Below are 15,292 nucleotides of genomic sequence, written 5' to 3'. Positions count from 1 at the left end.
CTACTCTTCACTTACGTTAAATTCTTTGTCTAATTGGTTCATTTTCACCACGTAGACGAAAATGAGCGCCACAAAGACATAAATCGCACCCTGTTGTGCGAACCAAAATCCCAACTTAAAACCAAAGAAGGGGATTTGATTAAGTACATCCACCAGCAATATGCCGCAGCCAAATGAGACGCCAAACCACACCGCTAGTAGGGTAAGCATTAACTGGATATTGCGGCGCCAGTACGCCGTTTTTTGTTCTTCTGATTCAAATGCCATCGTTCTATCTCCAAAGGTACAGGGTTAAGATAGTTGGGATTATGGGTATTAGAAATGGGACCTTGGTCCCAATAAGACTTTAGTCCTGTTGTGCTGTGCTAAACTGCACAAAAAACAAAACGCATATCTCATGACATTTATATGGTTTGCCTTGGCTGCTGCGTATCTCGGATTTATCTTTTGGTTGGGTAGTTGGGGAGATGGACGCAGCCCGAAAGCTAAACGCTTAAGCTCTCACCCGTTCGTGTATGGCTTCGCCATTGCTATCTATTGCACCGCCTGGACTTACTTTGGTGCCGTTGGTGAGGCAGCGCGCAATCAATGGAATTATCTACCAATATTACTTGGTCCAATTCTGCTTTATCTGTTTGGTTATAAACTGCTCATTAAGCTGATCAACGTCAGTAAAAAACAGCACGTCACCACCATAGCCGATCTGGTATCTTCCCGTTACGGCAAGCGACAAATGGTGGCTTTGATGGTCACCGTCATTGTCTTGCTTGCCACCATTCCCTATATCGCCTTGCAACTGCAAGCCATAGGCACCGCCTTCAGCCTTGTGTCTGGTGAGAAAAATGCCACTCTGATAGTGCTTACCGCCACTCTATTTATCGGGGCCTTTTGCATAATTTTTGGTACCCGAAAAACCGACGTAACCGAATACCGCCATGGACTAATGCTGTCTATCGCTTTTGAGTCTATTTTGAAAATAGTGGCGCTGAGCTTAATTGCCTTATTTGCAATGTGGACCATTAATTTTGACGGCGTATCTATCAGCGAAGCTTTTTTTAACCAGGCTGCGGTGGATAATAGTTTTGCCAGTATTCCATTTTGGTTGCAAACCCTGATTGCAGCCATTGCCGTGCTGTGCCTGCCACGTCAATTTCACGTGGCCATTATCGATAATTTAAACATTAATCACGTGTATACGGCACGTTGGTTATTTCCGGCTTATCTGGCCCTTATCGCACTGCTGATACCAGTCATTGCAACAGCAGGTGAGAATTTATTTATGGGCAGCGACGTTTCCCCTGACAGTTATGTTTTGGCCATCGCTAACGAAGCGGACAATGTGTTTATGCAAGCCATGGTATTTTTAGGCGGATTAGCCGCCGCCACTGCCATGATTATTGTCTCGACGTTAACCCTGAGCACCATGGTTAGCAACGATGTCATCTTGCCAAAACTACTGAATAGATCGCAGCGCTTAAAGCATAAACAATCCCATATCCACTTTATCTTGTGGCTGCGCCGGGGCGTCATCGCCGGTATTTTATTATTAGCCTTTAGCTATCACATTTTCCTGTCGGGGGATATGCCGCTGTCCAGCATTGGGTTGCTGGCATTTTCTTTGGTGATACAACTGGCCCCGGCAATTATCGGTGGTCTTTATTGGCAAAGGGCTCATGCCCATGGCGTGATTGCCGGCTTAATCGCCGGGATCTTTGCTTGGGTATTGTTGTTATTATTTCCGTTACTCACAGGCGCAAATCATCCACAATTGCACGGCGGGCTGAGCAGCGAACTCATCAGTATTACCGCGTCGTTGGCATTGGCAGTAAACTTAGTATTTTTTGTGGTGTTCTCACTGATGGCAGAACCCAATTTAATGGACAAATTGCAGGCCCGCAGCTTCGTGGCATCACAGGAAAGCAGCCAGGAAGTGATGAGTCCGAGTCAAACGGGCATCAAAAACGAAGATTTGATCACCGTCTTAAAAACCTTCCTGGGCAACAATCGCACTCAACAGTTACTTTCTGATTTTGAACATTCGCAGCAGCAAAGCATTCACCCCGACGATACCCCACTACAAGACTTTGTTCTGTTTTGTGAGCGTTCATTGGGCGGGGTGATTGGTGCTTCCAGTTCCAACTTACTGATTAATGCCGTGCTGAACAATCAGCAAATGAATTTTGAACAACTAGTAACGGTATTCGATGATACCACCCAGGCCATCCAAGCCAATCAAAACACCCTTTTCGCTTCCCTTGAAAGCCTCGCCCAAGGCATTAGTGTGGTTGACAAAAACCTGTGCCTGATTGCCTGGAATAAGGGCTACCTGGATATTTTCAACTACCCCGACAACATGGTAAAAGTGGGCACTCCTATTGAAGAACTGGTGCGTTACAACGCCCAGCGCGGCGAATGCGGTGTTGGCGATATCGACAGCCTGGTACACAAACGCATGGAACACCTTCGCGCCGGTAAGCCCCATAAGTTCGTGCGTCAGCGCAGTGATGGCCGGGTGATTGAAATGATCGGTAATCCACCGCCCCATGGTGGCTTTGTCACCAGCTTTAACGACATCTCAGAACACATCGAGTTTCAAACCGCACTAAAAGAGGCCAACATTGACCTGGAAAAACGCGTTTCTTCTCGTGCCGATGAAGTCAAAGCCATCAACTCAGAATTACATCGCGAAATTGAACGCAGGGCAGAAGTGGAACAACAACTGATGGTTGCACGGGAACAAGCAGAACAAGCCAATGCCTCTAAAACTCAGTTTCTGGCACTGGCCAGTCACGATATATTACAGCCCATCAACTCCGCTAAGCTATATCTCTCCGCCACCGAAGATATGGACATGTCTGAAGATTTAAAAGCGACGCTGGGGAAGCTTGGACAAAGCTTGCAGGCGGGTGAAACGCTGATCGCTACGCTTCTGGAAATTGCCCGATTGGACCAAGGCGCCCTCACCCCCAAACTCAGCGCGCAAAATCTCCGAGAGTTATTGTCAGGGCTTGTCAATGAATTCACATCAGGTGCAGAGCACAAAGCACTAAAGCTTAATTTATTTTGTCCAAATGACTACTGGGTGATGGCTGATCCGGTTTATTTGCATCGCATTGTACGCAACCTGATATCTAACGCGTTGAAATACACGCATCAAGGCGGTGTCCTGGTTGCCGTGCGCAAGCGCGGCGAAAAGCTCTTGCTGCAAGTGTGGGATACTGGCGAAGGGATATCAGAAGCCAATCAAGAAAAGATTTTCCAGGATTTTTATCGCGCTCATCAAGGGCAAGAGTCGGGATTAGGCTTAGGGCTTGCCGTGGTGGCACGCCTGAGCAAGCTATTGAACATGCCGCTGACAATGAGATCTCAGTTGCGCCGTGGTAGTTGCTTTTCGCTGACCTTGTCGGTTACAGAAAAACCGCAAATTACTGCAACTAAAACCGACAGCAACCTGCAGAAACTCAAGCAACTCAATGCGCTGTGTTTGGATGACGATGCTCATAATCTGGATGCCATGCAAACCTTGCTGTCCCGCTGGCAAATAAAGACCCTGCTAGCCCAAAGTTTTGAAGAGGCCACAAAGTATCTCAACGAAAGCCCGCCGGATGTACTTTTAGTAGATTACCAATTAGGCGAGCAGCGCACCGGACTGGATTTTATTGCATACGCCCGCAAACACACAGACAAAATGATTCCCGCGGTGCTTATCACTGCCGAGCGAGATGAAGCCATCATCAATGCTGCCAAAACAGCGCAGGTTAACTACCTGCCAAAACCGGTAAAACCGGCTAAACTAAGAGCGTTACTGAAGAGCTTTAAAGTTTAAATGGCCAGAAAAATACGGAACTGCTCACAACCAATCAGACTAAAGTCGAATATATCAGGCTTTTCAGCTTGTTACAGTCATTGGATTTTAGCCCAATTTCCCCCACTACAATGGGCCTTAGTTGGAATCTGAACTCAACAAATATCGGGGTTGAATACATCAAATGGCTTATCCGAGCACTTATGAATACTATGTGAGCTTTATCAGCCGTTTAGCTACTATGGCCATTAGTATGCTGGCACTGATACTCTTAATTGGGGTTTTTATCGAATTGCCGGCCTTTTATCGCCCTTTAATCAATGGCCAGGCAACCCACCCGCTAACCGCTTTATTAGTGATTTTCGCCAGCGTGCAGCTATTTCGTATTTCCAGCAACAAAGCAACGGCTTTGCATAGCATTAATTGCTGTAGCTTCTCGATTGTAATGTGCTTTCTGGTACTGCTGGACAATTGGTTTAATTTGTTATTTGTCGAGGGACTTACGGATCATATCGGGGCTTTTGAATACGAAAAAAGCCTTGGCCTTGAAACCCGAGTCGGGAACAATACGGCCGTCATGTTTACCTTCCTCGCCCTGAGCCATTTATGCTTTTTAACTGAACGTCGTAAATTGTGTTTGAGCTTCGCAATTGCGGCCTTAATAGTCATAACAATCTCTCTGTTGGGATATTTTGTCGACCACTCAAACCTCTATGGTGGTACATCACTGATGACGGCATCAATCGGCTTACAATTGTGCTTATTCACAATATTAATGGGATTAACGCAACTTTCAGACAGTAAGCACTTCCATCGGTTATCTAAGAAATCCGTATTCTGGCTACTCTGTCTGGCCACCATCATCCCATTTGCTCTGATACTGACAGCCTATTCCGGGGCAAAAGCTCGCCCATTCTCCTTCCTGTTGATGGGTTCGCCTTGGCTTATTGCCTTCACAGGTTCACTATATCTGTATGTTCTGGATAAAGTTGAAGTAGTGAGAAGTTATGAGTCAAACTAATAAGTTCGACTGAAGTCCTCCGCGCGTTAATTAGAGCCAATAATATCTCACTTTAATTAAATCCCTCAGAATTCCCGCCATTATACTAAGATTAAATTATCTTCTATAAAATTGCTCCCGGTAGTGAAAACAGGGAGACAATAACTGAAAATTTGACAGGCGTTAATATGACTCAAGATATAGCATTGCACCGTTTAGCTTGGAACGATGCATTATCTGAGATGGATAAATACAGGGCTCATGATGTTGCCCAAAATGCCATCAAAGAGTTAGGCATAGAGGTATTTGGTGACGAAATTCTTACACCATCTCTCGAAAAAACGGGGAGTGAATGGGAAACGGGAGCCTCTTCGCTGGCTGAAGTATATATGGCCGGAAAAATAGCGGCTGAGATACTATCTACTCATGCCCCCCTCGGGATAGGTCAATGCGTTCCAGAGTAGCAGTTGCGATGCTGGACGACCACCACGCACTGGGGAAAAACCTGGTTCTGTGCTCTCTTCGTATTGCTGGTTTACCTGTTAGAGATTTAGGTACTCTCAGCGCGCGAGACATTGCAGATATTGTCCGGGACGAGAATATTGAGTTACTTTTAATCTCTACTCTCATGTTGCGTTCAGCTTTAAGAGTAAAAGATCTGGTTAGTTACCTGCAGGCCGATGATATTCAAACCAGAGTTTATGTGGGCGGAGCCCCTTTCCGGCTGGATCCTGAATTATGGAAAAAGGTCAATGCACACGGAATGGGTGAAAATAGCACTGAAGCGGTTGCACTCGTTAGGGCATGGATGGACGAACATCATGAATAATATTGTAAATTCTGATCCTGGAAGAGTGTTAACCTCACTTTCTTTCGAGCGTCCAAGCCATCCAGCAATTTGCCTGTCACTTGCGATGCAGGCGAGTAGAACAACAAACCTACCTTTGTCAAAGATACTGCGTGACCCGGAAAAATTTGCTCAAGCTCAAATAGACATGCATGAGAGGTGGCAGCATGACGTCGCGATTGGAATGATGTACGCCGCCGCAGAAGCAGAAGCTTTCGGCGCCTCTGTTGATTTTTTTGAGGATGGTCCACCTAATGTTGCCTCAATTCTGGTTGAAACGCCATTTGACCTTGCAAAAATGCCAGAGGTAAATTTTTCTCAGTCGGTTCCTTTGTCATCCACTTTACATGTTATCAGCAGCATGAAGTCAAAATTACAAGGCAAAGCATTAGTATCCGCTGTGGCGGTGGGCCCTCTCTCCGGTCCAGTCATGTGGATGGGTATGGAAAGGTGGATTGAAGTACTGATGACTGATTCAGTATTTACCAAACAAGTGTTTGATAAATATTCTGCGTTTTCGACGGCTTGGGCTAGAAGACAAATTGAGGCTGGTGCAGATTTGCTGACATGGTTCGAGCCTTTCGCTTCAACATCCATTCTGCCACTTAAGCTAATTACACAGATGATCGGCCCCTCTCTTAAGTCCATTTGTAGCTTAGGGGTCCCCGTTGCTTTGCATCTGGCCTCGGCTCCAAGTTTTGATATTGCTGAATTGGCATATTCTAGTGGCGTAAAGGTACTCTCCATTGGGCTTCATGACGATGCCCATAAGCTGAGAATGACAACTGATAAAAAACTCACCCTCATAGGCCCAATAGATGGAATCGGTTTGCATCACTGGAAAGGTGAAAAGATTGCCGCAAAAACCAGACAAGCAGTTGACGATTTTGGTCACAGTGGTGGCTTAATTCTTTCTGATGCCCACGGTGAGATTCCATGGCAAGTGGCACCAGAGAAAATAGATGTGCTTGTGAAGGCGGTGAGAAGTGTATGAGAGTAGTAGTACATGGATGCCCCGCGATCATTGAGGAATTACAACAGGCAGCCTTGTTGCTCGACAGGCCAAACGTGGAAGTGCAACCACTCTGTGGTGGACCAGAAGAAGCACATTGCAAAATATCGCTGGAAGAACTGGATACGGTTAATGAAATACATATTCTTGCAGGGAGTTGCCCACTAAGCGGGGATATTCCCCTAACTATCCAAAAATCAAACTGGATAACCTGTTACGAAGCCATTGCCTCGGGCTCAAAAATCAACGATTGGCTTGATAATGGTGCCCACTTTCTGACCTCAAGTATGTTGCGTGATGATACTCCCATTTGGAAAAAGTGGGGTTTCAAAGATAAAAAAACGGCCTCGGAGTACGCTCAAGAAAGCATGTCGAGCTTGGTCTTTATCGAATTTAAAGAAGATCCTCAAGTGCGCGAAAAAGCCCATAAAATTGCCAAGGATTTGGGAGTGTCTCTGATTATCCAGCAGGGTGACCTTGAACGATTGGTCTGGTGGCTGAAAGGCTCGATTATCGAAGCTGAAGGAAGACTCAAATTAAAAGCGATGAAAAACCTCGCGGCACAAAATGCACTCATATCGAGTATTTCAGAGATCTTATTTAAATCCAATGAGCTCGCTGAACCCTTAAAAGAGATTGAAAATGAAATAGCTATTATCCTGGGTGCAAAAATACAAATTACCATCGACAATTCAGAAGTTCCTGTTCTTCATAAGAGCAATATGACAGAGACTATAACTGCTCTAGTAAAAACCAATTCCACGTCTCTTGAAGGACAAGAAGGATTCCAAGTTTTAGCCTACTCAGGTGATATTGAAATTCTTAGTATTTCGGTAACGAATATTCAGGTTAAGTCTGCCATTAACCAGTATAAACAGCTTGTCGAGAGTCTTATCCCAACGATAGCTACGTCGGTTTTACTTCATATTGAAAAAAAACGTTCTGAGCAGTCAGACAGGCTAGCGAGGTTAGTATTTTCATCTACGGCTGAAGGTATTGCTGTAACAGATACAACTCCCTGCATAATTGATGTAAACGCTTCATTCGAAAGGATAACTGGCTACGAGAAGCATGAAGTATTAGGAAAAAACCCCAGCATATTAAAATCGGGACGCCATTCTAGCGAGTTTTATAAATCGATGTGGACAGAACTAGACGATACAGGAAGCTGGACAGGAGAAGTATGGAACCGAAAAAAAACAGGAGAAACCTATCCTGAACTTTTAAGTATAAACCGAATTAGCGATGAAGGCGGCACAGTAAAAGGATACATAGCAGCCTTCTCTGATATCTCCACAATCAAGGAGTCACAAGAAGAGCTCGCGTTTTTAGCCCACCACGATGCGTTAACACAGCTACCTAATCGATTGCTTCTATCAGAAAAACTGCGAGAAGCAATTAACAGAGCAAAGCGACGTGGAGCACTGTCTGTATTTTTTGTAGACCTTGATAATTTTAAAAATGTAAATGACAGTTTGGGACACGAATATGGTGATGAACTCCTTATCCTTGTGGCAGAAAGATTAAAAAAAGGGGTTCGGTCAGTGGATGTGGTTTTCCGAATTGGGGGAGATGAATTTGTCATCCTTATCGAAGGATTACTTACCCAGAGCGCTATCACGTCTGCAGCGCGAAATATTTTAGCATTGTTTAAAGATGTTTTTGACGTGTTAGATAGCAAGCTGAGAGTTACATGCAGTGTAGGTGCAGCCGTTTATCCACAAGACGGTGAAACACCGGACGCTTTATTAAAAAGTGCCGATGCGGCTATGTTTAGAGCAAAAGACGCCGGAAGGAATTCTTTCGCTTTTTATGATTCGACTTTGACAGAAAAAGCCGAACAGCGTTTGAGAATTGAATCTGACATAGAGAGAGCATTGGAAGAAAAACAGTTTTCATTGTATTACCAACCCCAAGTTTGTTTAAGAGAAAACCGAGTAATAGGTGTTGAATCATTAATTCGATGGCAGCACCCTGAGTTGGGAGAGATTATGCCTTCGGAGTTCATTCCCATTGCTGAACAGAGTGGCCAAATAGAGCAAATTGGTTTGTGGGTGCTATCCTCTGCAGTAGAGCAAATTATTGAGTGGTCAAACGAGGGAATTAATTTCAATAGGGTTGCGGTAAATGTGTCTGGTTTGCAGTTACAAAAAGAGAGTTTTATGAAGACACTAGACTCACTATTACGTGAACATAACTCGCTATATGATAAGTTAGAAATCGAAGTAACTGAAACGTTTCTAATGAAGTCTGCAGATAGTGCGCTTAACAAATTGGAACGATTGAAAGATAGAGGATTGCATATTTCTATTGACGATTTCGGTACGGGCTACTCTTCATTGTCGTATCTCAAAAAGCTCCCAATAACTAACCTAAAAATTGATATGAGTTTTGTCAAAGGTTTACCCGGCAATAAAGATGATGTTGAAATATGTAAGGCTATCGTTGGTTTAGCTAAAGCCATGAATCTGGAGGTTATAGCCGAAGGAATAGAGACTGAGGAACAGTTTGTTATGTTGCGGGCACTGGGCTGCGACTTTGGCCAAGGTTATCTCATATCCAAGCCACTTACGCAAAATAGTGCAAGAGAGTTTTTGCTTTCTGAAAGCAAAAGACGCTCTTGTTTTTAGCGTTGCTTTTTATTTACAACTGAAGAATATTTACCTAAACCAATCCACTTAAACTTGTGTCAGAATACCTGCCGGTTCAACTCACATACTCTCCAGTTATCAGCACATTCTATCCTACTTAGTCTCGCAACTATCATTTAATTTGCCCTGGTACTAGCGAAAGCTCGTTCATTCTCGTTCCTGTTGATGAGTTCGCCTTGGTTTATTGCCTTCACGGGTTCTCCATATCTATATGTTCTGGACAAAGTTGAAGTAGTGAGGAGTTATGAGTCAAGCTAAGGATATCTATCGAACTCAGCGAAAAGTCGTAGACAGTGAATAGTTGCTATCAATAGACCTCTATAACTCAGATGTTTGACTTACATAATTTAAAACAGTCCACAAACAAGGGAGCCCTCGACTCCCTCTGCTATGTAATAGTGGCACCTCACTCGGAGGTGCTATTGCGCATGGTGATCGCAGAATTGTCCAGCACCCGCACTTCACGTTGTGGGAAGGGGATTTCAATATTGTGCTCTCGAAGCGTTTCGAACACGATCAATAACAAATCCCCACCAACGCGGTTCTTACCATCGTCGATGCCTATCATCCAGAACTCTACAAACATGTTCACGCCAGAGTCGCCGAAAGAATCAATCTCACAATCGGGGCGTTCTTCAAAAGGGATGTCTTCGCCGCTGATCACTTGTGGATGCTGACCCACAGCCTCTTTAATAATGTCGCACATGGCGCGGATATCGGTTTTATAGGCCACACTAAAATCGATGCGGTAGCGCTGCTTGGGATCTTTGTGGGTCCAGTTGATCATTAAGGAGTTAATGAACTTCTCATTGGGTACCAGAATGTCCTTGCCATCATAGGTTTCTAATACGGTATATCGCATCCGAAACTCGCGCACAAAGCCTTTACTGCCATCTTCCAGTTCTACAAAATCGCCGATAGTCAGTGAACGGTCCAATAAGATGATGATGCCGGAGATAAAGTTCGAAGCGATACTTTGCAAGCCTAAGCCCAGGCCAACACCGACCGCACCACCAAAAACGGCAAGTGCCGTCAGGTTGATGCCCATGATGTTTAACAGCAGCACGAACATCACACAAAACAGTGCCACTTCAAACACTTTGGTGAACACTTCCTTGGTGGTGACGTCCAGCTTTTCGTGGTTGCGGATCAGTTCCTTGCCAACGTTGCGAGAGGCGCGACCCAGCCAAAATAAAATTACGCCGAAAATCAGAACTCTCGCCACCCCATAGCTGGATACCTCAACATTACCCACGTTAATAGACATAGACTCCATCACCGCCACAATGCCCGGTAAGATCCCCACCAGGTGTAAGAACACTACAGGTAAAACAACCCAGCGCATGAAGGTAGCAATATTTTTACTGTCTACCAGTGCCCGGACCAACGTATTGAGGAACAACAGCACTGCAACCACAAGGGCCACATTCAATAACCAGTCGTCAAACTGATATTGCTCTCCCAGCACTGTGGAAAGTTTGAGGAAGGAAATCGACAATATTGGAAAAATAATGCCGGTTAATTTATGGGCCAGAATCTTTAAGGTATGAGCACCTTGCTCCGGTGGCTTATTAATGGCCCCCAAACGCAGTCGGATTTGCCCGGCCAACAAAAACGCAAACAAATAAATGGTGAGGATAATGGATAACTGCACCACAAAGCCCATGCTCAATACTGCCTCTTGAGCCACAACGACATAGTTGTTTAACGTGGTACTTAAGGATTGAGTTGTTACTTCGAATGACTCAGCGTGGTTTTCGTTGCTATTCATAATGTAAATGCCAAGGGCTTCCTGTCAGGTTAAATAAAAAACAATTTTTATTTATTGAAATAGTCATAGAGTAGTTATACATGATAACGCAAGAAAAACGCGTAAATAATAGTGGAGGATATTAAAGGGTGACGAATTCTATTGAGGCGCTTGCAGCTTTAGCTGATTAGCTATTAGCACGGCTTGAGTGCGATTGGTAATTTCCAGTTTACGTAAAACCGATGTGACATGAGTTTTTACTGTTTTTTCCGCAATACCTAACTGATAACCGATCTGTTTATTGAGTAAACCATCTCGTAACAAGCATAACACCTTGTATTGCGAGGGCGTTAGCGTGGCGACTTTATCTGCCAGTGCGCTGAACTCATCATCGTTGTCATCTACTTGCCCGGCCACTCGTTCTGGCAACCAGGTTTCTCCCTGTAACATTTGATTGATGGCGTCTACCACTTCTGCAGCAGGCGTTATTTTTGGGATAAACCCCATAGCCCCTGCGTTCATAACCTTGCTAACAATCTCTACTTGTTCAAGACCAGAAACCACAGCAACAGGCACTTCTGGGTGTAGTTTGCGAATATGCAATAAACCGAACAGATCATCGCTGCCAGGCATGTGCAAATCCAGTAGCAATAAATCTAGATCTGGGGTTTCTTTTAACTGCTTCAGGGTGCTTTGCATATCCGCAGTTTCAAGAATATGGGTGCCGGGCAAACGCGCATCCAACGAGATGCGTAGCGCATCTCGATAGAGAGGATGGTCGTCTGCAATGAGTATAACCGACACCAGTGAACCCCGATTAGCCGCGATTCATACGGTTTTCAATCAGGGTGTCCACAATTCCCGGATCTGCCAGTGTAGAAGTATCCCCTAGACTGGCGAAATCATCTGCAGCTATTTTGCGCAAAATACGACGCATAATTTTTCCGGAACGAGTTTTGGGTAATCCGGGTGTCCACTGCATCAGATCTGGCGAAGCAATTGGACTGAGCTCCTTTCGTACCCAACTTACTACTTCTTTGCTTAACTCGTCAGTAACTTCAGTGCCCGCTACCGGAATAACATACACATAGATGCCTTGGCCTTTAATATCATGGGGATAACCCACTACTGCCGCTTCAGCAATAGCAGGATGAGATACTAATGCGCTTTCGATTTCGGCTGTACCTAAGCGGTGCCCAGACACATTGAGCACGTCGTCAACCCGCCCGGTAATCCAATAATGACCATCTTCATCGCGACGAGCCCCATCACCTGTGAAGTAATTCCCTGGATAAGTGGAAAAATAGGTTTGCTCAAAACGCTCGTGATCACCCCACAAGGTGCGAGCCTGTCCCGGCCAACTGCGCTTAATAATAAGGTTGCCCTCAGTAGCCCCTTCCAGGGCCTTGCCCTCGTTATCCACCAGCTCGGGTTCAATGCCAAAAAACGGATTTGTGGCTGAACCTGGCTTCATCTCAGTAGCACCTGGTAATGGCGTGATCATCATGCCACCGGTTTCAGTTTGCCACCAGGTATCCACTATCGGACAGCGGCTATTACCGATAACGCGGTGGTACCAGTGCCAGGCCTCAGGATTAATGGGTTCCCCCACAGAGCCTAACAAACGCAAACTTTCTCTACTTGAACCTTCGCCGGCAAACTCACCTTTTGCCATCAATGCACGAATGGCAGTGGGTGCAGTGTAAAGAATATTAATATTGTGTTTATCGACAATCTGCCCAATGCGGCGCTCATCAGGGTAAGTGGGCACGCCTTCGAACATGACCGTAGTGGCGCCATTGGCCAGTGGCCCATAAACAATGTAAGTATGGCCAGTGATCCAACCCACATCTGCCGCACACCAGTATATTTCACCGGGTTGGTAATCGAAAACGGCTTTATGGGTCGCCGCAGCGTATACCAGATAGCCCCCCGTTGTATGTAATACCCCTTTCGGTTTACCGGTAGAGCCGGAGGTATAGAGAATAAACAGCGGATCTTCCGCCGCCATGGGCTCAGGTTCACAGTGGCTATCGCACTCGGCAAGGATAGTAGCTGCATCTACATCGACACTGCCCATAGGCACATCAAGACCCACGGCATTAAAGACCAAAACATGGGTTATACTGGGACAAGCGTTATTGCTCAACGCAGCATCAACGTTTGCCTTCAGAGGTACCGATTTAGTACCACGTCGACCGGCATCGGCAGTAATCACCACTTTCGCCTGACAATCATTCACTCGGTCAGCGATGGCATTTGGCGAAAAGCCGCCAAAGATCACCGAGTGCACCGCACCAATTCTGGCACAGGCTAGCATGGCATAAGCAGCCTCGGGGATCATGGGCATATAAATGGCAATTCTATCGCCTTTTTCCACACCCAGCTTTTTCAAGGCATTGGCCAGTTTGCACACTTCATCGTGCAACTCCTGGAAACTGATATGTTTATCTTCGTCGGCGCTATCGCCTTCCCAAATGATAGCGGTGTCGCTGGCGCGCTGTACCAGGTGGCGATCAATACAATTAGTACTGACATTTAACACACCATCGGCAAACCATTTAATATTCACATTCCCCGGTTCAAACCCTCCTTCAAACCCTTGAGTAGGGGCTTTCATCCACTCCAGGGTTTTGGCTTTTTCCAACCAAAAAACATCGTTTTCCTCTAAAGAGCTTTGATAAAGCTCGAGGTAATCCTGCTGTTTAATCTGATAATCGCGCTCTATGGCTTGCTGATCTACGGGCATGTTCATAACCAACCTTGCTTGTAATAATGAGATGTTAACAAAACTTTAAACCAACTCACCAGATTTCTGTATAGGACCTTGGTCCCGTATGCACAAAAGTTGCGTTACATCAAAAAATGCGCGGATGTCGAAGGCCATCCAGGACTTTGGTCCTATTGGGACCATAGCCCTATATGCAAATTGCGTTTTCAGGTTCATTTTTTAACGGTGTTCCACTGACTCCGGAAAAAAAATGAAAAAAACAGCTTCAGCCCTACCCCTGTTAAGTGCCGTCTTGCTCAGTACCTCGTTCCTGTCAGGAACGATTTCGGCTAGTCCACTTAAAAATACCGATTTCAGCTTTTCAGGCTACGTCAAACTGGATGCCATTGCCAGCAGTTACAGCGACGGTACGCTAGCCTCAGGTAATATCGGAAGAGACTTTTATGTACCCAGCTTAACCCCGGTTGGCGGCGAAGACGAAGATACCCAGTTCGACGCCCATATCCGCCAATCGCGTTTCCGTTTTGCGTCCGACACCACATTATCTAACGGCGAACACATCAAAGCCGTAATGGAATTTGATATGCAGGTGGTTCCTGGTGGCGACGACCGTATAAGTAACAGTCATCAACCCAGAATACGGCATGCTTTTATCACCTATAAAAACTGGCTGTTCGGACAAACCTGGACCACATTCCAGGACGTTAGTGCGCTGCCGGAAACGCTGGACTTTATTGGTGTCACAGATGGTACGATTTTCGCGCGCCAAGCCATGGTGCGTTATACCAATGGAGCATTTCAGGTTGCTTTAGAAAACCCCGAAACAACTGTTAGCCCTTATCAAGGCGGTGGACGTATCGTGGCTGACGACAATGCCGTGCCCGATTTAGTATTGCGCTACAACCACAAACGCGATTGGGGTCATGTTACGGTTGCCGCATTAGTAAGACAATTAGCCTACCAAAATCAGCAAGGCAGCAATGACATTGACAGTACAGAAACCAGTTACGGTATCAGTATCGGCGCTAAATTAAAGTTGGGTGATGATGATTTGCGCCTGATGTTCAATACCGGGACGGGACTGGGTCGCTATTCCGGCTTGAATATTGTTAATGGTGCGGTACTGGATGAGAATAATAATTTGCAGGCCATCGACTCTACAGGCTTTGCTATTGCTTACCGACACATGTGGAATGAACAGTGGCGCTCCAGCTTCACTTACTCCGCTTTTTCGGCGGATAACGAAACCGACCTAACGGGATTGAACACTACTGAATCCACTTGGAGTACGCGCGCGAACTTGCTTTACTCGCCGAGCAAAGAGCTTACCTTTGGTGCAGAATATGGCTTTGCCAAACGTGAAGTGGAAAGCGGTCTGGAAGGTGATATGAATCGCCTGCAATTTTCAGCGAAATACGCTTTTTAATAAACGTTATGCAAAATTGCTCATTGTGTGTTTGACGATAACTCCGGTTATCGTCTTTTTTCGTCTTACG

The 15,292-nt window shown here is 45.5% G+C and carries 11 protein-coding genes; 7 read left to right on the top strand and 4 right to left on the bottom strand.

Going from position 1 to position 15,292, the window contains the following annotated elements; translation table 11 throughout:
* A complete protein-coding gene (locus AABA75_RS03345; protein WP_338291097.1) occupies positions 1 to 267 on the bottom strand; it encodes a DUF4212 domain-containing protein in 267 nt (88 codons plus the stop codon).
* 130 nt (positions 268 to 397) lie between these two features.
* On the opposite strand from AABA75_RS03345, the gene AABA75_RS03340 reads away from it, so the two are divergent.
* The 6 genes from AABA75_RS03340 to AABA75_RS03315 all read left to right on the top strand — a co-directional run bounded on the left by AABA75_RS03340 (position 398) and on the right by AABA75_RS03315 (position 9,294).
* Positions 398 to 3,826: a PAS domain-containing hybrid sensor histidine kinase/response regulator gene (locus tag AABA75_RS03340; RefSeq protein WP_338291096.1), complete on the top strand. Its 3,429-nt coding sequence runs from the start codon at positions 398 to 400 to the stop codon at positions 3,824 to 3,826.
* A gap of 163 nt (positions 3,827 to 3,989) precedes the next feature.
* The gene (locus AABA75_RS03335) at positions 3,990 to 4,826 is read left to right on the top strand and encodes a hypothetical protein (RefSeq protein ID WP_338291095.1); all 837 of its coding nucleotides are present in this window, start codon (positions 3,990 to 3,992) and stop codon (positions 4,824 to 4,826) included.
* 167 nt (positions 4,827 to 4,993) lie between these two features.
* On the top strand, positions 4,994 to 5,269 hold the full coding sequence (locus tag AABA75_RS03330) for a B12-binding domain-containing protein (RefSeq protein WP_338291094.1): 276 nt from the start codon (positions 4,994 to 4,996) through the stop codon (positions 5,267 to 5,269).
* A complete protein-coding gene (locus tag AABA75_RS03325) occupies positions 5,254 to 5,634 on the top strand; it encodes a cobalamin B12-binding domain-containing protein (RefSeq protein ID WP_338291093.1) in 381 nt (126 codons plus the stop codon). Before AABA75_RS03330 ends, AABA75_RS03325 begins: the two co-directional genes overlap by 16 nt.
* Positions 5,627 to 6,646, top strand: coding sequence for a uroporphyrinogen decarboxylase family protein (locus tag AABA75_RS03320; protein ID WP_338291091.1), 1,020 nt, complete (start codon positions 5,627 to 5,629; stop codon positions 6,644 to 6,646). The genes AABA75_RS03325 and AABA75_RS03320 overlap by 8 nt, the downstream gene beginning before the upstream one ends.
* Positions 6,589 to 9,294: a putative bifunctional diguanylate cyclase/phosphodiesterase gene (locus AABA75_RS03315; protein WP_338291090.1), complete on the top strand. Its 2,706-nt coding sequence runs from the start codon at positions 6,589 to 6,591 to the stop codon at positions 9,292 to 9,294. Before AABA75_RS03320 ends, AABA75_RS03315 begins: the two co-directional genes overlap by 58 nt.
* Before the next feature lie 427 nt (positions 9,295 to 9,721).
* Here AABA75_RS03315 and AABA75_RS03310 read toward each other — a convergent pair whose 3' ends face one another.
* The 3 genes from AABA75_RS03310 to acs all read right to left on the bottom strand — a co-directional run bounded on the left by AABA75_RS03310 (position 9,722) and on the right by acs (position 13,820).
* The gene (locus AABA75_RS03310; RefSeq protein WP_338291089.1) at positions 9,722 to 11,086 is read right to left on the bottom strand and encodes a mechanosensitive ion channel family protein; all 1,365 of its coding nucleotides are present in this window, start codon (positions 11,084 to 11,086) and stop codon (positions 9,722 to 9,724) included.
* 138 nt (positions 11,087 to 11,224) lie between these two features.
* Entirely contained in the window at positions 11,225 to 11,869 is a 645-nt protein-coding gene (locus AABA75_RS03305) for a response regulator transcription factor (protein WP_338291088.1), read from the bottom strand.
* Between the two features lie 13 nt (positions 11,870 to 11,882).
* Positions 11,883 to 13,820 (bottom strand): acetate--CoA ligase, encoded by a 1,938-nt coding sequence (gene acs, locus AABA75_RS03300; RefSeq protein ID WP_338291087.1) that lies wholly within the window; start codon positions 13,818 to 13,820, stop codon positions 11,883 to 11,885.
* Between the two features lie 226 nt (positions 13,821 to 14,046).
* Between acs and AABA75_RS03295 the strand changes: the two genes are divergently transcribed.
* The gene (locus tag AABA75_RS03295) at positions 14,047 to 15,222 is read left to right on the top strand and encodes a DcaP family trimeric outer membrane transporter (RefSeq protein ID WP_338291084.1); all 1,176 of its coding nucleotides are present in this window, start codon (positions 14,047 to 14,049) and stop codon (positions 15,220 to 15,222) included.
* Positions 15,223 to 15,292 lie beyond the last annotated feature (70 nt).

Source organism: Planctobacterium marinum, assembly GCF_036322805.1.
Lineage (GTDB): Bacteria > Pseudomonadota > Gammaproteobacteria > Enterobacterales > Alteromonadaceae > Planctobacterium > Planctobacterium marinum_A.
This window is presented reverse-complemented; position numbering and strand designations above follow the sequence as displayed.

Excerpts from the sequence above, each read along its gene's own strand:
- AABA75_RS03345 (WP_338291097.1), bottom strand. The coding sequence starts at position 267 with ATGGCATTTGAATCAGAAGAACAAAAAACGGCGTACTGGCGCCGCAAT.
- AABA75_RS03340 (WP_338291096.1), top strand. The coding sequence starts at position 398 with ATGACATTTATATGGTTTGCCTTGGCTGCTGCGTATCTCGGATTTATC.
- AABA75_RS03335 (WP_338291095.1), top strand. The coding sequence starts at position 3,990 with ATGGCTTATCCGAGCACTTATGAATACTATGTGAGCTTTATCAGCCGT.
- AABA75_RS03330 (WP_338291094.1), top strand. The coding sequence starts at position 4,994 with ATGACTCAAGATATAGCATTGCACCGTTTAGCTTGGAACGATGCATTA.
- AABA75_RS03325 (WP_338291093.1), top strand. The coding sequence starts at position 5,254 with ATGCGTTCCAGAGTAGCAGTTGCGATGCTGGACGACCACCACGCACTG.
- AABA75_RS03320 (WP_338291091.1), top strand. The coding sequence starts at position 5,627 with ATGAATAATATTGTAAATTCTGATCCTGGAAGAGTGTTAACCTCACTT.
- AABA75_RS03315 (WP_338291090.1), top strand. The coding sequence starts at position 6,589 with ATGGCAAGTGGCACCAGAGAAAATAGATGTGCTTGTGAAGGCGGTGAG.
- AABA75_RS03310 (WP_338291089.1), bottom strand. The coding sequence starts at position 11,086 with ATGAATAGCAACGAAAACCACGCTGAGTCATTCGAAGTAACAACTCAA.
- acs (WP_338291087.1), bottom strand. The coding sequence starts at position 13,820 with ATGAACATGCCCGTAGATCAGCAAGCCATAGAGCGCGATTATCAGATT.
- AABA75_RS03295 (WP_338291084.1), top strand. The coding sequence starts at position 14,047 with ATGAAAAAAACAGCTTCAGCCCTACCCCTGTTAAGTGCCGTCTTGCTC.